This is a genomic window from Sagittula sp. SSi028, assembly GCF_048553715.1.
Taxonomy (GTDB): domain Bacteria; phylum Pseudomonadota; class Alphaproteobacteria; order Rhodobacterales; family Rhodobacteraceae; genus Sagittula.
Genome location: NZ_JBLZNC010000005.1, coordinates 28576 through 51517 on the forward strand (window position 1 = coordinate 28576; position 22942 = coordinate 51517).

Annotated in this window: 20 protein-coding genes; 14 read left to right on the forward strand and 6 right to left on the reverse strand. The window is 62.3% G+C overall.

Annotated features, from left to right (window positions below; all coding sequences use genetic code 11):
- Window positions 1–20: 20 nt before the first annotated feature.
- Entirely contained in the window at window positions 21–1997 is a 1977-nt protein-coding gene (locus ACN5AZ_RS10800; protein ID WP_419428892.1) for a bifunctional 2',3'-cyclic-nucleotide 2'-phosphodiesterase/3'-nucleotidase, read from the reverse strand.
- A gap of 169 nt (window positions 1998–2166) precedes the next feature.
- Here ACN5AZ_RS10800 and nudC point away from each other — a divergent pair, with 169 nt between their 5' ends.
- The 3 genes from nudC (at window position 2167) to ACN5AZ_RS10815 (ending at window position 4524) form a co-directional block, all read left to right on the forward strand.
- Window positions 2167–3114 carry an NAD(+) diphosphatase gene (nudC, locus tag ACN5AZ_RS10805; RefSeq protein WP_419428893.1) on the forward strand — a complete coding sequence of 316 codons (948 nt, stop codon included), beginning with the start codon at window positions 2167–2169 and terminating at the stop codon, window positions 3112–3114.
- Between the two features lie 80 nt (window positions 3115–3194).
- Complete coding sequence (locus tag ACN5AZ_RS10810) at window positions 3195–3665, forward strand: SRPBCC family protein (protein WP_419428894.1); 471 nt, start codon at window positions 3195–3197, stop codon at window positions 3663–3665.
- Window positions 3666–3717: 52 nt separating this feature from the next.
- Window positions 3718–4524: a DUF4198 domain-containing protein gene (locus tag ACN5AZ_RS10815; protein WP_419428895.1), complete on the forward strand. Its 807-nt coding sequence runs from the start codon at window positions 3718–3720 to the stop codon at window positions 4522–4524.
- A 72-nt stretch (window positions 4525–4596) separates the two neighbouring features.
- On the opposite strand, the gene ACN5AZ_RS10820 is transcribed toward ACN5AZ_RS10815, so the two are convergent.
- On the reverse strand, window positions 4597–5070 hold the full coding sequence (locus ACN5AZ_RS10820; RefSeq protein ID WP_419428896.1) for a MarR family winged helix-turn-helix transcriptional regulator: 474 nt from the start codon (window positions 5068–5070) through the stop codon (window positions 4597–4599).
- 187 nt (window positions 5071–5257) lie between these two features.
- Here ACN5AZ_RS10820 and ACN5AZ_RS10825 point away from each other — a divergent pair, with 187 nt between their 5' ends.
- The 4 genes from ACN5AZ_RS10825 (at window position 5258) to ACN5AZ_RS10840 (ending at window position 10347) form a co-directional block, all read left to right on the forward strand.
- Window positions 5258–6538, forward strand: a complete 1281-nt coding sequence (locus ACN5AZ_RS10825) for an NAD(P)/FAD-dependent oxidoreductase (RefSeq protein ID WP_419428897.1) — start codon at window positions 5258–5260, stop codon at window positions 6536–6538.
- Window positions 6539–6619: 81 nt separating this feature from the next.
- On the forward strand, window positions 6620–7129 hold the full coding sequence (locus tag ACN5AZ_RS10830; protein WP_419428898.1) for a 2Fe-2S iron-sulfur cluster-binding protein: 510 nt from the start codon (window positions 6620–6622) through the stop codon (window positions 7127–7129).
- Window positions 7126–8139: an FAD binding domain-containing protein gene (locus ACN5AZ_RS10835; RefSeq protein ID WP_419428899.1), complete on the forward strand. Its 1014-nt coding sequence runs from the start codon at window positions 7126–7128 to the stop codon at window positions 8137–8139. The genes ACN5AZ_RS10830 and ACN5AZ_RS10835 overlap by 4 nt, the downstream gene beginning before the upstream one ends.
- A gap of 3 nt (window positions 8140–8142) precedes the next feature.
- Window positions 8143–10347: a xanthine dehydrogenase family protein molybdopterin-binding subunit gene (locus ACN5AZ_RS10840; protein ID WP_419428900.1), complete on the forward strand. Its 2205-nt coding sequence runs from the start codon at window positions 8143–8145 to the stop codon at window positions 10345–10347.
- A gap of 5 nt (window positions 10348–10352) precedes the next feature.
- Here the strand turns inward: ACN5AZ_RS10840 and ACN5AZ_RS10845 are convergent, their stop codons facing one another.
- Window positions 10353–11303, reverse strand: coding sequence for an aldo/keto reductase (locus ACN5AZ_RS10845; protein WP_419428901.1), 951 nt, complete (start codon window positions 11301–11303; stop codon window positions 10353–10355).
- 80 nt (window positions 11304–11383) lie between these two features.
- A complete protein-coding gene (locus tag ACN5AZ_RS10850) occupies window positions 11384–12319 on the reverse strand; it encodes a sugar phosphate isomerase/epimerase family protein (RefSeq protein ID WP_419428902.1) in 936 nt (311 codons plus the stop codon).
- Between the two features lie 246 nt (window positions 12320–12565).
- On the opposite strand from ACN5AZ_RS10850, the gene ACN5AZ_RS10855 reads away from it, so the two are divergent.
- The 7 genes from ACN5AZ_RS10855 (at window position 12566) to ACN5AZ_RS10885 (ending at window position 20600) form a co-directional block, all read left to right on the forward strand.
- Window positions 12566–13858, forward strand: a complete 1293-nt coding sequence (locus ACN5AZ_RS10855) for an ABC transporter substrate-binding protein (RefSeq protein ID WP_419428903.1) — start codon at window positions 12566–12568, stop codon at window positions 13856–13858.
- A 75-nt stretch (window positions 13859–13933) separates the two neighbouring features.
- On the forward strand, window positions 13934–15346 hold the full coding sequence (locus ACN5AZ_RS10860; RefSeq protein ID WP_419428904.1) for a carbohydrate ABC transporter permease: 1413 nt from the start codon (window positions 13934–13936) through the stop codon (window positions 15344–15346).
- Window positions 15347–15395: 49 nt separating this feature from the next.
- Complete coding sequence (locus ACN5AZ_RS10865) at window positions 15396–16475, forward strand: carbohydrate ABC transporter permease (protein ID WP_419428905.1); 1080 nt, start codon at window positions 15396–15398, stop codon at window positions 16473–16475.
- Window positions 16472–17536, forward strand: coding sequence for an ABC transporter ATP-binding protein (locus tag ACN5AZ_RS10870; RefSeq protein ID WP_419428906.1), 1065 nt, complete (start codon window positions 16472–16474; stop codon window positions 17534–17536). Before ACN5AZ_RS10865 ends, ACN5AZ_RS10870 begins: the two co-directional genes overlap by 4 nt.
- Window positions 17533–18549, forward strand: a complete 1017-nt coding sequence (locus ACN5AZ_RS10875) for a Gfo/Idh/MocA family protein (RefSeq protein ID WP_419428907.1) — start codon at window positions 17533–17535, stop codon at window positions 18547–18549. The genes ACN5AZ_RS10870 and ACN5AZ_RS10875 overlap by 4 nt, the downstream gene beginning before the upstream one ends.
- 1 nt (window position 18550) lies before the next feature.
- Window positions 18551–19555, forward strand: a complete 1005-nt coding sequence (locus ACN5AZ_RS10880) for a Gfo/Idh/MocA family protein (RefSeq protein WP_419428908.1) — start codon at window positions 18551–18553, stop codon at window positions 19553–19555.
- Window positions 19548–20600: a Gfo/Idh/MocA family protein gene (locus ACN5AZ_RS10885; protein WP_419428909.1), complete on the forward strand. Its 1053-nt coding sequence runs from the start codon at window positions 19548–19550 to the stop codon at window positions 20598–20600. The genes ACN5AZ_RS10880 and ACN5AZ_RS10885 overlap by 8 nt, the downstream gene beginning before the upstream one ends.
- Window positions 20601–20608: 8 nt before the next feature.
- On the opposite strand, the gene ACN5AZ_RS10890 is transcribed toward ACN5AZ_RS10885, so the two are convergent.
- Both ACN5AZ_RS10890 and urtE read right to left on the reverse strand, forming a co-directional pair.
- Complete coding sequence (locus ACN5AZ_RS10890) at window positions 20609–22081, reverse strand: methyl-accepting chemotaxis protein (protein ID WP_419428910.1); 1473 nt, start codon at window positions 22079–22081, stop codon at window positions 20609–20611.
- A 147-nt stretch (window positions 22082–22228) separates the two neighbouring features.
- Window positions 22229–22927, reverse strand: a complete 699-nt coding sequence (gene urtE / locus ACN5AZ_RS10895; RefSeq protein ID WP_419428911.1) for an urea ABC transporter ATP-binding subunit UrtE — start codon at window positions 22925–22927, stop codon at window positions 22229–22231.
- Window positions 22928–22942 lie beyond the last annotated feature (15 nt).

The window sequence follows — 22942 nt, forward strand, 5'->3', positions numbered from 1 at the left end:
ATACCCCCGCCCGCATATAATCACAGCTTCATACGGAACAGGGCGAAACCGTCGGCGGCCTCCCCTGCGTCCTCAATCACAGCACCCTTGACGGCGTCAACGTAATCACGCGCTTTCGGGCCGGTTTCAAAGACCACGGTCGTGTCATCGAGCGGGGCAAAGGACCAGTTGGCATCGGCGCTGGGGCTCACGGTGCCTTGCTCGACGATGTAACGCACGATCACGTCACGGTTGGTGTCGGGACCTTCAAAGACCACCGTATCGCCCATCGCACCGGGGAAGCTGCCACCGCCCGAGGCGCGGTAGTTGTTGGTTGCGATGATGAACTCCTGCGCGGGGTCGATCGGTGCCCCGTTGAACTGCAGGTTCACGATGCGCGAGGCTTCTTCGTTCTCCAGCTCGCCTTTCGGGCCGAACTTTGACGGCTGCGACAGGTCGATCTGGTAGGTCACCCCATCCATCACATCAAAGTTGTAAGACGGGAAGGCCGGGTTGAGCAGCGGCGCATCGGCGGCGCCGGGTGTGACCTGATTGAACATACCTGCCGAGCGTTCCAGCCAGTCCTTGACCTGCGCGCCGGTCACCTTCACCGCGCGCACGGTATTGGGGTAAAGATACAAATCGGCCACGTTCTTGATCGCCACATCGCCCTTGGCGACATCGGTGTAATACTCCGGCCCGCCACGACCACCGGCCTTGAACGGCGCGGCCGCAGACAGGATCGGCAGCCCTTCATATTCGGTGCCCTGCATCATCTGTTCAATGTACCAGGTCTGCGCGTTGCTCACGATCTGGACCGAAGGATCATCGGCGACCAGCGCAAAGTAGCTGTAGAGCGGCGCGTCCGTCTTGCCCACGGCGGTGCGCACATAGGCCAGCGTGGCTTCGTGATCTTCGCGGGTGGCGTCCAGAACGGCCATGTCATCCTCGACCAGAGCGGTCACAGAGCGGTCCTCGTTGCGCTGCGAGATCGGGCGGGCCTCTGTGGTCGACGACACCACGCGCCATTCGTTGCCTTCGCGTTCCAGCAGCAGATCGATCAGCCCCAGATGCGACCCCCAGAAGCCGCCCATCGTGGCAGGCTTGCCGTGGATCAGACCGGCTTCGGCGTCGACGGCGGCATAATCCGCATAGGTCGGCGAGGGGAACACAAGGTGCGAGTGGCCGGTGACCAGCGCGTCGATGCCGTCAACGGCGGCCAGCGGGACAGAGGCGTTTTCCATCCCATCGGAGTGATCCGCCGCGCCAATGCCGGAGTGTGACAGCGCAATAACGATCTCGGCCCCTTCTTCGCGCATCTGCGGCACATAGGCCTCTGCCGTTTGCACGATATCGCGGGCGGTGACATTGCCGGTCAGGTGCTTGGCGTCCCACTGCATAACCTGCGGCGGGGTGAACCCGATGATGCCGATACGGATCGGGTGCGTGTTGCCTGCGCCATCAGTTAGTTCGCGGTCAAGGATCACATAGGGTTTGAAGAGGGTTTCGTCCTTGGTGGGATCGCTGCCCTCGCTCTTGGCGATATTGGCCAGAACGACGGGGAATTCGGCACCGGCCACGGCCTTGTCGAGGAAGCTCAGACCATAGTTGAATTCGTGGTTACCTGCGGTGGCTGCATCATAGCCCAGCGTGTTCATTGCCGCGATGATCGGGTGCAGGTCGCCCTCTTTCAGGCCTTTCTCATAGGCCATGTAGTCGCCCATGGGGTTGCCCTGCAAAAAGTCCCCGTTGTCCACCAGCAAGGTGTTGGTCGCCTCGGCGCGAATGTCCCCGATGATAGAGGCCGCGCGCGACAGGCCAACAGTGTCGACGGGCTTGTCCCCGTAATAGTCATAGGGCCAGACGTGCACGTGCACATCGGTGGTTTCCATGATCCGCAAATGCGCCTGATTGGTCGCCGCGCGCGCCGAATAGGGGTGCAGGGTGATAAAAACCGCGCCTGCGGTGGAGCTTGCCAGAAACTGGCGACGGCTGAGGGTAAAGGTCTTGTCGGTCATGGTGGCCTCTTGGTGTGTGTCGGCGTGTCGTTGCATGATTAGTGCACGGGTTTATGACACTGGGCTAGAATTATTCCGAAACCTGGGCTTCTGGGGTGGCGATGGTCCGGGCAATTGCATCTTTCGCATGCGGAGGTCACAACAGCAGACGAACGCAGGAGGGCCGCAGATGCAACACGCCGAGACAGTCACCTTTGGAGGCAGCGGGCTGGACCGTGCCGCCGAGATCCGTGGCGATGCACAGGCGCTGGCCGGACCGGGGGAGACCATCGTCATGTGGCGCGGCAAGCCGCTGGTCAATGACAGCGCCGACAGGGTGCTGCGCCTGCCCATGGATCACCCGATTTTGGCAGACGCGGTTGGCCCGCCGGTCCTGCTTGGGCGTGATGACGGCGGGCTGATCTGGGCGTCCGATGTGTCATCTTGGGCACCTGAGGATCTGGACGCCGAGACGCTTGGCGGCTTTGCGGACCCCAGCGAGCAAATCCACCCCGCCTGTCCTCAGGGGCGCTTTGCCGAGCTGCGGCGGGTCATGACCGCGCTGACACCGCGCGATGCAGAACTGGCGGCCACTGCAAAGGCGGTGCAGGGCTGGCATGTCTCGCACCGGTTCTGCGCGCGCTGCGGTGCGCAATCGGACATGGCCATGGCAGGGTGGGAGCGGCATTGCGCCGCTTGCGGAGGGAAGCACTTTCCCCGCACCGATCCGGTTGTGATCATGCTGATCACCCGCGGCAACAGCTGTCTGGTGGGGCGCTCTCCCGGCTGGCCGGAGGGGATGTATTCCTGCCTCGCGGGCTTCGTCGAGCCGGGCGAAACCATCGAGGCCGCCGTGCGCCGCGAGGTGTTCGAAGAAAGCGGCGTGCGTGTTGGTCCGGTGCGGTATCTGGCCAGCCAGCCATGGGCCTTTCCGTCGTCCTTGATGATCGGCTGCCATGGCGAGGCGCTGAGTGAGGAGATCACCCTTGACCCCGCCGAGCTGGAGGATGCCCGATGGTTGACCCGCGAAGAGCTGTTCGAGGTCACAGCCGGCAATCGCCCCGACATCCTGCCTGCCCGAAAAGGCGCAATTGCACATTTTCTGCTGCACAACTGGCTTGCGGATCGTTTGGATTGACGCCCTTTCTGGGGTATGATCCAAGCCGTTTATAAAAAGTTTGATCAGACAAACAAATCAGGGGCGAGGGGCGCGCAGATATGGAATTGACCGCACGCGAGGATATTGAGGCACCTTTGGATCGGGTCTTTGCCGCATTGACCGATTTCGAAAGCGTCGAACGTCAGGCCTTGCGCCGTGGCGTGGATGTCCAGCGGCTGTCCGGCGATGCCATCGGCCCCACCGAAGGCATGTCGTGGCGCGCGGTGTTCAGCTATCGCGGCAAACGCCGCTCCGCCGATATAACCCTGGCCGAATACACACCACCCGAGCAGATGGTGTTTGAAACCGTCAGCGGCGGGCTGAACATCACGATGATTCTCGACATTGTGGCCTTGTCGCGGGCGCGGACCAGAATAGGTGCTCGTGTGGTTCTGGCGCCGAAAACGCTGTCAGCACGGCTGATGGTGCAATCGCTGAAGCTGGCAAAAGGCGGGCTGGACCGCCGGTTCAAGGATCGCGTCAGCGTTCTGGCCAAAGAGCTTGAGCGGCGTTTGCACGCCGGGGTTTGACAAGCCGCGCCTGCCGCGTCTTCGTCGCCCGCACGACTTGAAGGAGACCGGCATGCGCCGTCGTTTATGGGCGCCAATCGCCCTTATTGCCAGCCTGACATGGTCCGCCGCACAGGCGCATGAATTCTGGATCGAACCGCAAACCTACCAGATCGCCCCGAACAATCCACTGGTGGCGGACATCAAGGTGGGTGACCGCCTTGAGGGCGTAGGCTTCGGCTTTGTTCCAGCGAATTTCCGGCGCTTTGACGTGGTTGTGGGTGATCAGATTCTGCCGGTGTCGGGGCGTATGGGCGACCGCCCCGCGTTGAACATGACGGTGAATGCAACAGGGCTGGCACAGGTGGTTCACGTGACCCGCGATTATACCCTGACCTACAAGGACCGCGCGACGTTTGAGCGGTTCTGCGCACATAAGGCCATCGAATGGGCCTGCGCCGCGCATGATACCCGTGGTCTTGACCCCGACGTGGTGCGGGAACGCTATACCCGCTACGGCAAAAGCCTTGTGGCGCTGGGCGATGGCCTCGGGCAGGATCAGCCGCTGGGCCTGCGCACGGAGATCACCGCCGGAGCGAACCCTTACACCGATGATCTGTCTGACGGTCTGCCGCTGCAGGTGACGTTCGAGGGCGCGCCTCGCGCGGGCGCGCAGGTTGAACTGTTCGAGAAGGCCCCCGACGGTACGGTCGAGGTGCGCCTTTACACCACCGACCCCGAGGGCCGGGTTCTGGTCGATGTCAAACCGGGGCACAGCTATCTTGCCGATGCGGTCAAGATGCTGGAACTGGACCCTGACGGGGATGGGCCCGCGTGGCACAGCTTATGGGCCTCGTTGACCTTTGCGCTGCCGGACTGAAACACCCCCGGCGCAAATGAAAAAGCCCGCATCCAAGATGCGGGCCTGTTCCTGCCGAAATAAATCGGCGGTTTAGTTGCGCTCTTCTGCGGCGCGTTCCAGACGGTCAAGAACACGGTTCATGACGGCCTCTTCTTCGGGGTCCATCAGGGCGTGAATTGCATCCTGACGGGCGTGCATGCGCGGCGCGGTGTTGTTGAGCATGTCCAGACCGGATTCTGTCAGCTCAAGGTTCTGCGCGCGGCTGTCGTCGGGATCGACGCTGACCCGGACATAACCGTCCGCAACCATGGTTTTGATGTTGCGGCTGATCAGGCCCTTGTCCATCGCGACCTCTCGCGACAGATGCGCGGCGGTGGTCGACCCTGCGGCCCCGATCAGGGACAACAGGCGCCACTGGGTCAGGGTAATGCCGCTGTGGTCTTTCAGGATACGGCTGGATTGCGCGTTCAGCTTGGCCTGCACACGGGCAAGGCGAAACGTCACGAACTGGCGCAGCTGTTCACCGGCCGAAGGTTGAATGGAATCGTGGGTGATAACGGACATGCAATCGTCTCCTTGCAGGTGACAAACATGTGCCCTGAGCACTTGTTCTGTCAACTTGCGCCCGCGCAATTGCGTTATTGCGAAGTCTGCAATCCCTGTGCGTAAAATTGCCGACGTGGCATCAAAATTTGATTCGCGCATGCGGATTTTGCTTTGTGTTTCAGGTGTTTCGTGCGGAGATGCTGGAATGAAACAGGTTAACGAAACACACCCGTTCGGGGCCAACCCTCCGCTTTGGCAGGCGACCGCAGAGCGTCTGAGTGTCGACGCGCCGATGCTTAACACCTGCGATGTGGCGGTGATCGGTGGCGGATATACGGGTTTGGCGACGGCCCTGTTTGCCGCCGAAGCAGGCCTGGCTGTTCAGGTTCTGGAGGCGGGGCAGATCGGTAGCGGGGCATCCGGGCGCAACGTCGGATTGGTGAACGCGGGGTTATGGCTTCCCCCGCGCGAGGTCGAGCGGAGGCTTGGACCAGAGCTCGGCCCGCGTTTCGTGTCATTGTTTGCCGATGCACCCCGTCAGGTGTTCGACCTGATCGAGCGCTATCAGATCCGCTGCGAGGCGCGTCGCGATGGCACCCTGCACGCGGCGCATGCGTCGTCGGGCATGCGGGACCTGACAGCGCGCCATCAGGCGTGGCGCAAGCTCGGCGCGCCGGTGGAACTGCTGGATGCACAGGACATGGCGGGCGCAACAGGCACAACGGCATTTGCTGGCGGGCTGCGCGACATGCGGGCGGGCACGGTCAACCCGATGGGTTACGCGCGCGGACTGGCCTGGGCGGCGCGGACCGCAGGCGCCCATATTGCAGAGTGCGCGCCTGTCGAGACGCTGCGCCGCGACGGGGGCGGCTGGATCGTGTCTGGCCCGGCGGGGGATCTGCGGGCAACGTCGGTGGTTCTGGCGACCAATGCCTTTTCCGCCGCGCTGAGGCCGGAATTGGCGCGCTGCTTTGCCATCATCCGGTATCAGCAACTGGCCACAGAGCCCTTGGGCCCGCAGGTGGCTCATGTCCTGCCACGGGGTGAGGGGCTTTGGGACACAGGGCTGGTGATGCGGTCTTTGCGAAAGGATCACGCGGGTCGTTTGATCCTTGGCACCATGGGGCACCTTGCAGGGAGCGCTGATCGCGGGGCCAGCGCGGCTTGGGCGCAGCGGCTGTTGCGGCGATGGTTCCCCGACCTTGGGCCGCAGCGCTTTGAGGCCGCATGGGACGGGCAGATCGCCATGACGCCGGACCATCTGCCGCGTATCTTGCAACTTGATAACGGGCTGTACTGCCCCATCGGCTACAACGGGCGCGGCGTGACGACGGGCACCGTGTTCGGGCGCGCCTTGGCGGATGTTCTGGCGGGGGGCGATCCGGCAGGGCTGCCTTTGCCGCTGACTGCGCCAAAGCCCGTCGCACTTGCGAAAATACGCGGGCAGGTTGTGAACTTAGCGGCGGCGATGTCCTTGCGGTTATAAGGCGGGGAACTCGGGGCGGTCCGGATCGTTGGGGTGACACAGGCGCGAGGCGCAGCACGTATCCCAGCACCGGAGGACCCCATGCAGACCAAATTGACTGTCAATGGTGAGACCCGTGAGGTCGATCATGACCCACGCACCACCCTGCTGGACACTTTACGCGAGGGGCTGGGTCTGACCGGCACGAAAAAGGGCTGTGATCACGGGCAATGCGGCGCCTGTACGATTTTGCTGGATGGCGAGCGGGTCAATGCCTGCCTGTGCCTGACCGCGATGCACGATGGCGACGACATTACCACCATCGAGGGGATCGGCACGCCTGAAACACTGTCCGCGCTGCAGCAGGCGTTTGTGGACAGCGACGGCTATCAGTGCGGCTTTTGCACGCCCGGTCAGGTCATGTCCGCCACCGCGCTTCTGGCCGAGATCAAGGCTGGCGCGCCCTCTTACGTCTCGGATGATCTGGAGGTGCCAAAGTTGACCGATCCCGAGATGGCCGAACGCATGAGCGGCAACCTGTGCCGCTGCTCCGCCTATCCGCTTATCCGCGAGGCCATTGCCATGGTCGCCGATCAGGAGGACGCGGCATGAGGCCCTTTGACTACACACGCGCGTCCGCCTTGGACGAGGCCGCTCAGGCGCTGGACCCTGCGGCGCAGATTATCGCGGGCGGAACGAACCTGCTGGATTTGATGAAGATCCAAGTGATGACGCCGGAGAAACTGGTGGACATCACGCGCATCGACGGTCTGGACGAAATCACAGCAGACGACGGCGGGTTGCGCATCGGGGCGCTGGTGACAAACACGGCCCTTGCCAATGATGCGCAGGTCCGGCGCGGTTGGCCGCTGTTGTCGCGGGCGATTTTGGCCGGAGCCTCCGCCCAGATCCGCAACAAGGCGACGACGGGTGGCAATCTGCTGCAACGCACCCGCTGCCCGTATTTTTACGACACCTCGCAGGCGTGCAACAAGCGTGCACCGGGCACAGGCTGCGCGGCCCGTCACGGGGTAGGGCGGATGCTGGCGTTGTTCGGCACGTCCGAGCACTGTCTTGCAGCGCATCCCTCGGACATGGCCGTGGCGCTGACGGCCTTGGACGCGTCGGTTGAAATCCTGTCCGCTGACGGGACCACGCGTCAGGTGCCGATGCAGGCGTTTTATCAGGGGCCGGGGGATCGGCCCGATGTCGAAACCGTGCTGGCGCAGGACGACATCATCACCGCCGTTATCCTGCCCGCCCCACTCGATCAAAGCCGCCAAGTCTATCGGAAGGTGCGGGATCGCGCGTCTTACGCCTTTGCACTGGTGTCGGTCGCAGCCTCGGTCAAGGTTGAGGACGGGCGGATCACCCGCGCGAACTTGGCCTTTGGCAGCGTCGCGCCGCACCCCTATCAGAACGCCGCTGTGACCGATCTTTTGATCGGACAAGTGCCGGACAACGATCTGTTTGCCCGCGTGGCGGAACAATTAACCCATGGGTCCGCACCGCACCCCGACACCGAATACAAGCGGCCCTTGTTGCGCCGCACCTTGATCGCCGCGCTGCGTCAGGCCACGGGCCTGAGCGATGATGCCGGCGTCGACACAGCGAGGGCCTGAGCCATGAAGGACCACACGACCGAAAACCTCTCGTTCACCATGGACGAAATCCAGCCGCGCCTTCTGGACCACACAAACCAAGGGATTATCGGCAAGCCGCTGAACCGAACCGATGGCCCGCTGAAGGTGTCCGGTCAGGCGCCCTATGCGGCGGATATTCTGCCTGACGGCTGCTTACACGGCGTGCTTGTTCGCGCGACAATTGCGCGTGGCACGATCACACAGGTGGATCTGCGGTCGCTTGACGGGATCGAAGGCATCCGTGATGTGATCCGCGATCCGCGCATGATCCGGAACCCTGCGCAGGGGGCCATGGGCAAGGCGCCGGTGCAAACCGGGGACGACGTTCATTATCACGGCCAGCCCATCGCGCTTGTGGTGGCGGATACGTTCGAGGCGGCGCGCGATGGCGCGCAGCGTCTGGTCGTCCATTACCAGACCGAAGACGGGGTGCCCGTCACTCCGGACAGCGCGCTGGTTGATCCGGTGGATCCTGACACGGCAGGTGAGGAGTTCGGTGCCACTTTCGGGCGGGCGCCGGTGCGGGTGGACCGCGACTACACCACGCCCTCCCACGCAGGTGCCGCGATGGAGCCGCACGCCGCCGTTGCGGATTGGACCGGCAACCAGCTGACCCTGCGCGGTGCCTTGCAGATGATCGCGTTCAACAAGCAAGAGCTGGCCGACAGTCTTGGCATCTCTGCGGACAGGCTGCGCATCCTGTCGCCCTACATCGGTGGCGGCTTCGGGTCCAAACTGGGCATCGGCCCCGAAGCGGTTGCGGCCTCTATCGCGTCGCAAAAGCTGGGGCGTCCGGTGCGGGTTGTCATGACGCGCCAAGGCGTATTCGACAGCGTGCTGCGCCGGTCAGAAACCCGCCAGCGTGTCCGTTTGGGCGCGACGCGTGATGGACGTATCACTGCGCTATCCCACGACGATCAGGTGTCGAACATCGACCGAGAGGCATTTTCGGAGCCGGTCTCTCAGGCGTCACAGTTCCTGTATGGGGCAGACGCGCTGTCGTTTTGTCAGAAGGTCGCGCGCCCGGCCATGACGCCAGCGGGATCAGTGCGGGCACCGGGCGAAGCGGTCGGCATGCTCGCGCTCGAAGTGGCGATGGACGAACTGGCCGAGGCGCTGGACATGGATCCGGTCGAATTGCGCATCAAGAACATCCCCGAACGCCACCCGATGACGGGGCAGGCCTATAGCGTGCGCAGGCTTGCGGATTGTTTGCGCACGGGGGCTGAGAAATTCGGCTGGGACCAGCGCGGCCCCGCGCGCAGCCGCCGCGACGGGGATTGGCTGATCGGCATGGGCGTGGCCTCCGCCGCGCGGGCGAGCGCCTTGGCAGAATCCTCCGCGCGTATCACGCTGAAATCTGACGGGGCTATTGTTGAAACCGATATGACCGACATCGGCACCGGCACCTACACAATCCTTGGTCAGATCGCGGCAGAAATGCTGGGTCTGCGCATGGATCAGGTGGAGGTCCGTCTGGGCGACAGTGACTTGCCGCCTGCTGCGGGCTCCGGTGGCTCGGTCGGGGCGAACTCTGCCGGATCGGCGGTCTTTATGGCAGCAAAACAGCTGCGGGCCGATCTGGCGCGGCGCCTGAACTGCGATGTCGATGATCTCGCGTTGGCCGAGGGTTGTGCGACCGCTGGGGCCGATACCCGCCCCCTGTCAGAGGTGATCGACGCCCCCATGGTTGCGGAGGCCCGCGTTCAGGCGGGGTCGCTGGCCGAGGATTTCTTTTCGGCCGGGTTCGGGGCGCATTTCGCCGAAGTTGCGGTGAACGAATGGACCGGCGAAGTCCGCGTGCGACGCATGCTGGGGGTTATGGCGATGGGGCGTGTGCTGAACGAGAAAACAGCCCGCAGCCAAGCGATTGGTGGCATGGTGTGGGGCGTCGGATCGGCGCTGACCGAGGAGATGCAGAACGACCCGTGCGACGGCCATGTGGTCACGCGTGATCTGGCCAATTATCACGTGGCCAGCCATGCGGACATTCCCCGCGCGATGGAGGTGCACTTCCACGAGGAACGTGATGACCAAGCCAACCCGATCCAGACCAAAGGCGTGGGCGAGCTTGGCATTTCCGGGGCGGGGGCCGCTGTGCTGAATGCCATAACACATGCGACGGGTGCGCGCGTGCGCGACTTCCCGGCGCTGCCGGATCGCGTCATCGCCGCCATGGAGGCGTAAGCGTCTTAGCTGCGGGCGGCTTCGGGGTCGTCCGTGGCAAAGGGCAGGGCGTCCAGCTCCGCCCACATCTCTGACGGGATTTCCGTGTTGGCCCAAACGATGGTTTGTGCGACACGCTCGGGTTTTGACACGCCGATGATGGTCGATGTCACGCGGGGATCGCGCATCGAAAACGCGAGCGCCGCTGCGCCCATTGGAACGTTGTAGCGCTCGCAAATCTGGGCGATGGCGCGCACCGGTGCCAGTGCGGCGTCGTCAACATCTTGGTAACTGATTTTCTGAACCTGTTCCGGCCCCTTGGCCAAGACGCCCCCGGCAAAGGGGGCCGCGTTCAGGATGGCCATGCCCGCGCGGTGCGCGCTTTCAAACATGGCATCGGCGGCGCGATTGAGCAACGTGTAGCGATTGTGTGAGATCAGCGCGTCGAACTGGTAGGCGCCCAAGATCGGCTCCATGATATCGAGCCGCCCCATGGCCAGTCCGACCGCCGTGCACAGCCCTTCCTCACGCAGTTTGAACAGTGTGTCGATGGCCCCGCCGTCACGGGTCACCTCTGTCAAATCGCGGGTGTATTCGGGGTCATGCAGGTGCAGCAGGGGGATATGATCAAGGTTCAGCGCGGTCAGGGATTCCTCGATGGAGCGGCGCACCTGATCGGCGTCAAATCGTCCCGTGTCCATGTCGCGGTCCAGCTTGCTGGACAGGACAAACCCGTCGGGCAGGCCGCCCCGGTCACGGATGGCCGCGCCAATACGTTCTTCTGATCGGCCAAGCCCGTAATTGCGCGATGTGTCGAGAAAATTGACTCCGCTGTCGAAGATTGCGTTGATCGTGTCGCGGGCCCGCTGCTCTGATACGCTGTAGCCGAATGTATCGGGCATATCGGCCAGTGGCGCGCCACCGAAACACACGGGCGTGACGGACAAAGAGGTGCGGCCAAGCGCTTTGCGGTCCATGGTGCGTCCTATTCGTGGCATTCAGCTTATGCGGTGACAATGCCGTCAACCAAGACCCGCGCCAATATGGAAATGACACGTCAGCCAGCACCGCTCAGGATCGGGCGCAGGAACTCTGCCGATTTCTGAACCGAATCCAGTGGCGACAGGACCTGATCGAGATGGGTCACAGAGATCCCGCCATCATAATCGATCATTGCCAGACGATAGAAAAACCGCGCCCACCAATGGCGTTCGTGTCCATAGCCGGGGGTTGTGATGCTCCACGCGCGATCCGCGACCTCCATTACATCGCCGGTGTCGATCAGGCTGGACAAGGATTGCACCGTCGGGTTCAGCAGGACATCCGTCGCCTGCACGTTGTACAGAGCATCGCCCAACACCTCGACCCCGCGGATTGGATCGGCGCCCAGCAGGATTTGATGGGCAGGCACCAGATTGGCGCCGATCTGCGGACCGATGGTGTCGCGCAGGGCCATCAAGGTGGGCACATTATGAACGCATTGGTTCGGGCCAAGCGTCAGTGCGATGCGCCGCACGCCGCACTCCTTGGCCAGGGCACCAATCGCCGTCCAGAAGGGGAACAGCACGTCCTCCCACTGATAGCGCAGGATTGCCTTGCTTTCAGGGGTCCATGAATTCGTCACCCAATTGGGCGTTTCATCCGTGGTATTGGCCGCAGGCAGGCCAGAGGCGGCAATCACCGTATCTACGCCCATCTCGCCCGCCAGACGCAACGTCGCCACAAGATCGTCGGCTGGTTTGCGGTCCACCGGATGCAGCGGATTGCCAAAGGCGTTCAGCCCGAAAATTCGCAGATCGCGGGCGGCGACATCTGCCAGAAAGCCGCGCCTTGCACCGGCGTCGCGCAACATCAGATCGACATTGATGTGGGGGCTGGCAGATTGCCCGCCTGTGTTCAGCTCCAACCCGGCAAGGTTCAAGCGCTGCGCCGCATCCAGCACGTGTGGCAGGGGCAGATGGGCCAGACTGTCGGTTTCCAGTGTCAGTTGCACGCAGGAGCATCCTTCTTTACGTCTGCTGTCTAGCGCACGTCGGGTAAAGGGCGGGTTTTGAAAGCCGCTAAAATCCTTTCGTTTCCGATGCGCGACGCTTGAATGTATCAATGGTGGATCAATCAAGCGGTTTTTGTTCTCTCTCCAAACGTTAATATGTTGACCGTGGCCGGTGTCATGACCAGTATCGGCGCAGCACCCGGCCTGAAAACGCGCACGGGCGCAGCCAAAAGGGAGGAAACGAAAATGATGACTGAGCGTGGACACGCGCGTCGGTGGCTGATGGCTGCTGGCGTTTCGTCGACAGCTTTGCTGGCCGCAGGCGCGGCAGGCGCTGTCGAGCTTGACCTGATGATTTCCGATGTGGATGGCAAATCCACCATCATTCAGGAGTTCGCAGAACGCTATCAGGAGCAGAACCCTGATGTGCAGATCACCCTGAACGCCGTGGGCTATTCGGTGATCCGCGAGCAGCTGCCGATCCAGCTTGAGGCGGGCAGCGGCCCTGACCTGTCGCTGGTCACCAACCTCGGCGGTCTGCACCCCTATTACGTCGATCTGACACCCCACGTGGACGAAGCCGCATGGGAAGAAGCCTATGGCGCGGTTCTGCCGTGGTATCGCGCGGGCACCGAAGGGGGCATTTACGGCTTCCACACCGAAATGACCGTCACCGGTCCTTACGTGAACCTGACCATGTTCGAGGAAGCAGGCGTCGAGGTTCCCGAGGCAGGTGCCACATGGGAAGACTGGGCCGAAGCCACGCAAATGGTGATGGATGAAACCGGTGCCTATGCCGGTATGGTCATGGACCGTTCGGGCCACCGCATGGCCGGTCCGGCGATGTCGTATGGTGCGAAGTATTTCAACGACGCGGGTGAAATCGTTGTCGATGACGGGTTCAAGGCCTTCTCGCAGTTGATGCTCGACTGGCACACCAGCGGCCTGATGCCGCCCGATATCTGGCCTGCGGTGTCCGGCGCGAAATACGCCAACGGCAACGAGCTGTTCTTTAATCAGGAAACACCGTTCTACATGTCCGGGTCCTGGAACACTTCGAACGTGCAGGAAAATGTGGGCGACAAGTTCGACTGGATGGTCGCGCCCGTGCCCTGTGGTCCCGAAGGCTGTGGCGTCATGCCCGGCGGCACCGGTCTGGCGGCGCTGAAATCCGGCGATGCCGAGAAAGAGGCCGCAGCGGCCAAATTCGTCGCATGGATGGGCGAGCCCGAGCAGGCACGGGAATGGTACAGCCGCACCTTTGCGATCCCCGCCCATGCCGGTCTGCAGGCCGAAGGTCTGGACTACGCCGCAGCCGGTGCGTCCGAGCAGGTGTCCGAGGCGCTGGCCGCCTTCACCGAAATGGCCGCAACCGCAGCCGAGCAGACCCCGCAGGCCTACGACCTGCAAGGTTCGCAGTATGGTTTTGTGATGTACAACGCGACGGTGCAGTATCTGGCAGCCGCGATGAACGGCGAGCTGACGCTTGACGAAGCCATGGAAAAGATCACCGAAGAACTGGAAACCAACGCGCGCTGACGCGATGGTATCCGCAGGTCAGGGCGCGCATTCGCTGCGTCCTGACCTGCTACGACTGCTCACGGAGACAGACCTATGACCCCGGCCGGAATTCTGATGGCCGCACTCGGACTCTTTTGGGGGCTCGGCGGTGCGATCTGGTTGCTGCGACATCGCAGCTATACGCTGGCACAGGTGCCGCGCTTCTTTATGGACCTGTTGGGGTTTCCGGTGGAACTGGCCCAAAGCCTGTTCGGGCGGGGCGGTGTGCCTTATGCGCTTTTGCTGCCCAATATGTTGATTTTCGGGCTGTTTACCTTCGCGCCGATGATACTGAACGTCTATGTGTCCATGACGGGCGGGTCGTCGATCGCGCTGTTTGACCGCCCCTTTGTCGGGCTGGCGAAATACGCCGAGATTTTTAACTGCGACAACATTCTGGTGCCCAAGACCTGCACCAACGCGGGCTATAACTTCTGGACCGGCATGTACAACACGCTGTGGTTCGTCGTCATTCAGGTGCCTGTGATGGTGGTGGCCGCGCTGCTGACCGCTTTGGTCGTCAACCGTGACATCAAGGGGCGCGGGTTCTGGCGGGCGATGTTCTTTTATCCCGTGATGCTGTCACCGGTGGTGATTGCCAACATCTGGAACTGGGTGCTTCACCGCAAAGGCGCGCTGAACGCCGCTATTGGCGAAGGGCGCGACGGGCTGACCGCTTTGGCGGGGCTGGCGGGCTTTGATATTGCCATGACCGTGATCCTTGGGGCGGTCGGGATGATCCTGTTCCTGAAATCATGGGGGCGCGAGGCCCCTTCGCTGGCGTGGTCCGGTCTGTTCGCCGCCTTGCTGGCGCTGCTGACGTGGTGGGCCAACCCGCTGAGCCTGCTGGACATGTCGGGCAGCGGCTGGCTGGGGCTGGCGCTGGGCTTGGGTCTGTTGTGGGCTGTGGCCAGCGGTTTTCGGTCCGCGCTGTTTGTGGGGGCGGCGCTGGCGGCGCTGCTGCTGCTTTCGATCCAGTTCGACGCGGTCTTTGCGTTTGAGCGCTACCGTCCCGTCAATTGGCTGGTGACCCCGCGCACAGGCTGGGCCTTCTTCTGGCTGGTGTTTGTCTTCTGCTGGTCGCACATGGGTTTTTACATGCTGATCTTGCTTGCGGGTCTGCAGGCGATCCCGGCTGATCTTTATGAGGCCGCCAAGATGGACGCGACCAGCCCATTCCGCGCCTTCCGCCGCATCACCCTGCCGTTGGTCATGCCGACGCTCACCGTGGTGATTGTCCTCAGCCTGATCCGCAGCTTCCAGATCTTTGACGAGGTCTACCTGCTGACCGGCGGTGGCCCGGGCCGCGAGACCTTTATGGTGGTGCAAAACATCTACGAGGTCGCATTCTCGAACGATCATCCCGACTACGGGCAGGCGGCGGCAGGATCGATCCTGATGGCGGTGGTCATCGCGGTCTTTACCTTCTTCCAGCTGTGGCTGACGCGGAGACAATCCGAGCTATGACCCAGACTTTGCACACCTCCAATCGACCCCGCACACAGGAGGCCGCATCATGAGCGTTGCAACCTTTCTGACCCGCACAAAGGGCGGCGCGGACAGCGCCAGCCGCATCGGCCTGCAGGATGTCCTTGCCTATGGCTATCTGGTGGTCGGGGTTCTTGTGATCCTGATCCCGGTGCTGTGGACGCTGTTTTCCTCGATCAAATCGGAAATCGCGGTGGACAGTTTCGACACCCGTATTCTGCCGATGACACAGGTGGTGACCGAAACCGCGGATCGCGGCGAGCGGCCCGTGTGGATCTACACCGCGCCTGATGGAAGCGAGCAGTTGGTGGTCAAAGCCGGCCCCACCCGCAAGATCACCGATGTGGCGGCGCTGGACGATCCCGACACCGTGTTTCAGGTGCCCAAAGAGACGCTGACCCCGCATGAGGAAATGCGCGTCGCGGTGGAAAACTACCTTGACCCGATCCTGAAGCGGAACGGGCAGGAGACGTTCAACTTTTTCACCTATCTGTGGAATTCGGTCTTTGTGACCGTGGCGGCGACGCTGGTGACGCTGTTGATCAACGCGATGGCGGCCTTTGCCCTGTCGAAATACCGGTTCAAGGGGCGGTTGACCTTTACCATCCTGATTGTGGCCACGCTTTTGATCCCGGCCTCCATTATTCTGGTGTCATTGTTCTTTGTGGTCTGGTCCTTCGGGATATTCGGCTCGCTCTGGGGGGTGATCATCCCGGCCGCTGCTACGCCAACGGGGGTGTTCTTGCTGCGCCAATACATGCTGACCATCCCGGACGAGCTGTTGGAGGCCGCGCGTATGGATGCGGCCAGCGAATGGCGCATCTTCTGGCGCATTGTCATCCCGCTGTCCTTGCCCGCGCTGTCCGTGCTGGCGATCCTCAGCGTGATCTGGCGCTGGAATGACTTCTTGTGGCCGCTGATCGTGCTGATCTCGGACCCGTCCAAACACACGCTGCAACTGGGGCTGACCCAGTTCGCCGGAGAGTTCAATTCGGACTTCCACTACATCCTGGCCATGACCGTTGTGACCCTTATTCCGATCACACTGGTCTTTGTCTGGCTGCAGCGCTTCATCACCACCGGAATTGCGACGACAGGCCTGAAATGACGCACGCTTTGGAACTTAAAGATATCCGCAAATCCTTTGGCTCCGTTGATGTCATCCACGGCATCGACCTGCAGATCAAAGAGGGTGAATTCGTCGTTTTTGTCGGCCCGTCCGGTTGCGGGAAATCCACGCTGTTGCGCCTGATCGCAGGTCTGGATGATCCCACGTCCGGCGACATCCTGCTGGGGGACAGGCGCGTCAACGGCGTGCCTGCGTCCGAGCGGGGGCTGAGCATGGTGTTCCAAAGCTACGCCCTGTATCCGCATATGTCGGTGCGCCAGAACCTGTCCTTTGGGCTGGAAAACATGCGCATGCCCAAAGAGGAGATCTCGGAACGGATCGAACATGCGGCCAAGATGCTGCAGATCGACCACCTGCTGTCACGTCGTCCGGGGCAGTTGTCCGGCGGTCAGCGCCAGCGCGTCGCCATCGGCCGTGCCATCGTGCGCGAACCCACGATCTTTTTGTTCGATGAGCCGCTGTCCAACCTCGACGCTGAATTGCGCCTGCAAATGCGGGTCGAGATCAGCGACCTGCACGGCAAGCTTGGCAATACGATGATCTACGTCACCCACGACCAGATCGAAGCCATGACCATGGCGGACCGGATCGTGGTGCTGCGCGGCGGACGGATCGAACAGGTGGGCGCGCCGCTTGATCTCTATAACCGGCCCGCGAACAAGTTTGTGGCGGGCTTTATCGGTGCGCCGCAGATGAACTTTCTTAGCGGCGCGCTGGAGGGGGGCATCCTGAAGCTCGACAGCGGCATGGTGCGCGATGTGCCCTTTGCGGGCAGCGGGCCTGTGACGCTGGGCATTCGCCCCGAACGCATCGGTGTATCGCTGGACGGCCACGGGGACGAGGTCATCACCGTCGAGAACTACGAACAGCTTGGCGCGGTCACCTATATCTACGGCGCGTTCGCCAATGGGGAAAAGCTGACGGTCCAGCACGCCCATCAGATCCCGCTAAAGCGTGGGCAGCAGATTGGCGTGACCTTCCCGACAGAGGCGTTCCATCTGTTCGGGGAAGATGAGCAGGCGCTGGAGCCCACGCGATGAAATGCGCCCTGATCGGGCTGGGCATGGTGTCGGGCACCTATGGCGACGCCATCCGCAATTGCGCGGGGCTGGATCTGTCGCTGGTTTACGCCCGTTCGCAGGAGGCGCGCGCCAATTGGGTGCGCGACTGGGCTGATCTGGGGGCGCGGGCCGCCGATGATCTGGCGGAGATCGCGCAATCCGATGTGGACTTTGTGATCGTCACCACGCCCCCCAATGCGCGGGTGGATATCGTGCGCAGCCTCGCCGTCGCGGGCAAGCCGATCCTGATGGAAAAGCCGGTCGAGCGCAGCGTTGCAGCCGCGCGTGAGCTGGTCGATCTGTGCGAGGTCGCGGGCGTGCCTTTGGGCATTATGTTGCAGCACCGTGCGCGGCCCGTCGTGGCCGATCTGCGCCGCGTGATGAAACGGCTCGGCCCCCTGCGTCTGGCCGAGGTCAACGTGCCATGGTGGCGGGGGCAATCCTACTACGATGAACCGGGGCGGGGCAGCTATGCCCGCGACGGTGGCGGCGTGATGATCTCTCAGGCGATCCACACGATGGATCTGATGCTGTCGCTGACGGGGCCAGTGGCAAAGGTCAACGCCATGACAGCCACCACGGGGTTCCACAGCATGGAGGCCGAGGACACCATCGCCGCCGGACTGCAGTTTGAAAACGGCGCTGTGGGTCAGCTCTTTGCCACCACTGCGAGCTTTCCGGGGCGGGGGGAGACGATCACGCTGCACTGCGCCGAAGGCTCTGCCCATCTGGAGGCGGGGGTGCTGCGTGTCGATTGGCAGTCGGGCGAGACCGAGACATTCGGGCAGGCGGCATCGTCCGGCGCGGGGGCGGATCCGATGGCCTTTACCTCTGACTGGCACCGCTTTGTTATCGAAGATTTTATGCAATCGGTCCGCGAAGGGCGCGCGCCCTTGGTGTCCGGACGGGATGCGCTGGCCGTGCATACGCTGATCGCGGCGCTGGAACGTGCGGGCCGCAGCGGACAAACCGTATCATTGGGGGAGATCTGATATGGGCCTGAAGCTTGGGGTGCTGGGCATCGATCACGGGCATATCTTTGGCATGCTGGCGGGGATGCAGGCGCAGGGCTGCACCTGCGCGCAGTATTGGACCGATGGCCCCGCCGTGACCGAGGACAAGTTCAACAGCGTCTTTCCCGACGTGGCCAAGGTTTCTGACCGGCGCGCCATTCTGGAATCCGATGCAGACATGATCCTGATTTCCGCAGTGCCCGCGGATCGCGCGGCGCTCGCGATCGAGGCGATGGAAGCCGGCAAGGATGTGATGGTCGACAAGCCGGGCTGCACAACGCTGGAACAGCTGGATGCCATCCGCGACTGTGTCGCGCGCACCGGTCGCATCTGGTCGGTCAATTTTTCCGAACGGTTTCAGGTGCCTGCTGCGGCCAAAGCGTCGGAGCTTGTGGCGCAGGGGGCCGTGGGGCGGGTCATTCAGGTGGTGACACTTGCCCCGCATAAACAAAATCTGAAGACGCGGCCTGACTGGTTCTTTGAACGCGAACGCTATGGCGGGATTTTGGTGGATATCGGATCGCATCAGGTGGACCAGTTCCTGCATTATACCGGCTCGACCGAGGCTCGCGTTGCGCATGCGCTGGTCGAGAACACCACTTTGCCGCAACATCCCGGCTTTCAGGACTTTGGCGAGATGACCCTGATCGGTGATGGCGGGCACGGCTACTTGCGTCTGGACTGGTTCACGCCGGATGGCTTGCCCACATGGGGCGATGGTCGCCTGTTTATCCTTGGCACCGAAGGCAGCATTGAATGCAGAAAGTACACCGACATCGGGCAGCCGCATCGCACGGATAACCTGTATCTCGTGAATGGCCGCGAGAACGCCCATATCGACTGTCGCGAGGTGGAGCTGCCCTATTTCCGGCAACTGGTCGATGATGTGCAGACGCGTGGCTATTCCGCCGCGCCGCAAGAGCATACCTTTCTGACCATGCAGATCGCCCTCGAGGCGCAGATGAAGGCCGAACAGAATGATTAAGGTCGCCATCGTCGGTGCCGGCATCGGGGCAGAGCATCTGGCCGCCTACCTTGCCTTGCCCGATCGGTTCGAGGTCGTGACCGTCTGCGATTTAAACCGCGCCCGCGCCGAGAGCGTCGCCCATCCGCACGGGGTTCAGGCGTCCTCGGATTTCGAGGCGGTTCTGGCGCACCCGCAGGTCGATCTGGTTGACATCTGTTTGCCGCCCCATCTGCATGCGCCCTGCGCCATGGCCGCGCTGGAGGCGGGCAAGGATGTGGTTTGCGAAAAACCCTTGGTCGCGTCACTGGCCGAGGCAGACGCATTGATCGCAAAAGCATCCGAAACCGGAAAGCGGGTGTTTCCGGTGTTTCAATACCGTTTTGGTCCCGGGGCCGCGCAACTGCGCGCGCTGATCGACGCGGGGCTGGCGGGGACGCTTTATGCCGGCACGGTCGAGACGCATTGGAACCGCGATGCCGCCTATTACGCTGTGGATTGGCGCGGCACCTGGACTGGTGAGCGCGGCGGCGCGGTGTTGGGCCATGCCATCCACATCCACGATTTCCTGCCCGCCTTTCTGGGGCCTGTGGCGCGTGTGCATGCGGAGCTGGCCACGCGGGTCAATGATATCGAGGTCGAGGATTGCGCGGCCTTGGCGATCCGTATGCAGAACGGGGCTGTTTTGACGTCTTCCGTCACATTGGGCGCGGCGCAGGATACTTCGCGCCTGCGTTTGATGTTTGACGGGGTCACGGTTGAAAGCGGTGTGTCGCCCTATCAGCCCGCGGCAGAGGGGTGGCGTTTTACCGCCCGCGCCCCTGTCACGCAGGCCCAGATTGATGACGTCGTGGCCAATGCCTTGCCTGAGCCGCTGGGCTTTACCGGGTTTTTCGGGGCCGTCGCCGATGCGTTGGATGGCAAAGGGGGGCGCGAGGTGACTTTGGCCGATGGGCGCAGATCGCTGGAGTTCGTCAGTGCGGTCTACCACTCTGCCCGCACTGGCCAGCCGGTCGACCTGCCATTGCAAAGCGGATTTGCACTGTACGACGGTTGGCTGCCGTAGACGCTTGGTCAAGCGGCGGTCTGGTCTGATGCGCTGTGCCGCTCCGTTTCCCAACTGCCCTGTTCTGCCAATGGCGGAACCCGCAGATTGGCCAACAGATCCATAAGCTGTTCTGCGGCACCGCGCATCGTATCGGCCGCGCCGGTGGTATCTTCGACCATGGCGGCGTTTTGTTGCGTCACGCTATCCATTTGGGCGATGGCTGCGTTGACCTCTGACAATGCCGTGGCCTGTTCAGAGGATGCTGTGGCGATGTCGGTCGACAATTCTGACACCTGACCGAAATCTCTGACAATGGTATCCAATGTTTCCGCTGCCCGCTGGATCAGGTCCACGCCGGTCGCAACCTCCGTGGAACTGCCGGTGACCAGATCCTTGATCTGACGGGCAGCATCGGAGGCATTTCCTGCAAGCACACGGACCTCTTCGGCAACCACTGCAAAGCCACGTCCGGCGGTGCCTGCGCGGGCGGCCTCGACCCCGGCGTTAAGGGCGAGCAGATTGGTCTGAAAGGCGATGTCGTCGATCATCCCGATAATTTGCGTGATGCGATCGGACGAGGTCTGTATCCGGCCCATGGCCTCTGACGCGTCTGACACGGTTTCTGCCCCGTTGCGGGCGTTTTGCGCAGCGCCGCCCGCGACGTTTTTCGCCAGATCGGTGTTCTGCGAGGATTGGCGAACGTTTTCTGTCAGTTCGTGGATTGCGGCGGCTGTCTCCTCCAGCGAGGCGGCCTGACTGGCGGTGCGGTTCGACAGCTCCATCGCTGCACCGTTCACATCCCCGATAATGCCCAGCAACTGCTGCATGGTGCCGGAGGCCTGCGCCAAGGTTTGTCCCAGCTTGTCGGTGGCGGAGTTGAGCTTCACCCTGACCGGATCAAAGCTGGCAGGAAAATCGCTGTTGTCTGGGGAGGGGATGGTGCCGGTCAGATCGCCATCGGCCAGCCTGTCGATGGCGTCGTTGATGTGGCGGAAGGCGGCATTCTGCGCCTCGGCCTGTACGCGAAAGGTGGTGTCCACCACGCGTTCGATATCCAAGGCAAAGGCGCGGTTGAGCACACACAGCTGTTCACGAATGGTGGTGAGTTTGGCGCGCCGGAACCCCTTGCGGCATTTGTTCAAAAAGATCGTGATCAGATCCGACGTCGCCAGCGTGTAGGCGGACATATACAGAGTTATGGGCAGGTCGATGCGGGCATGCACCCGCCCGATCCGTTCGATGGAGGCAAAGTATTCGGCGTCAAATTCGCCGCGCAGAATACGCTCCCAATGCAGCTTTTGTGCGTTTCGGGCGCGATCCATGTGGTCGGGGCTGTCAAAGAATGCGGCGGCCTCCGGGTTGGCGCGCGCGCGGATGTAGAAATTTTCCAACACGCGATCGAGTTCAGGGATCAAAAGCTGACCTGCGGCGCGCAAATGGTCGAGGTTCGATCCGTCGAGTTGATAGGCCGAAAGCTTGTCTTCAAACGATTGGGGCATTGGGAAAATCCGGCGGTTGCGGCAATGTTCCCATGGACTAGCCCGTGGAGTGTTAACATTCTCCTGCCGTGCTCGGTAAGCACCTGCACGGAGAGCCGGATTTTCCAGTAAAAGTTTCTAGGAATCAGGGATGTATCTTTGCCGCCGTCACACCGATACCTTGGCCAGCAGATCGTCGCGGGCGGTGTCGCTGCGCGGCGCATTGTGGATTACCCGGCCCCGTTCGAGCGCCACAAAATGATCTCCGAGTTCGTAGGCGAAATCAAAGAACTGCTCGACCAGAACAATGGCCATGTCGCCTTTTGAGCGGAGATATTTGATGACCTCGCCGATCTGTTTGATGATATTGGGCTGGATGCCTTCGGTGGGTTCGTCCAGAAGCAGCAGCTTGGGCTGGGCGATCATCGCACGCGCAATCGCCAGTTGCTGCTGCTGCCCGCCGGACAAATCCCCGCCACGGCGGTTCAGAAAGTCCTTGAGGATCGGAAAGAGGTCGAAGACCTCGTCGGGGATGGTCCAGTCTGCTTTGTCGATACAGGCATAGCCCGTCATCAGGTTTTCGCGCACCGTCATCAACGGAAAGATATCGCGGCCCTGTGGAACGTAGCCGATGCCCGCACGGGCGCGCGCATGGGCGGGGGTGTTGGCGGCGATGTCTTGTCCGTCCAGTGTCATGGTGCCACCGGATCGCGGGTGGGTGCCGGAGATCGCCTTGAGCAGAGAGGTTTTGCCCACGCCATTGGTGCCCATGAGGCAGGTGACCGCACCTGGTTCGGCCTGCATGGAAATGTCGTAAAGGATCTGGCTGTGTCCGTAGTGGAGGGTCAGGTTTTCAAGCGTCAGCATTGGTGCGTCCCGTTA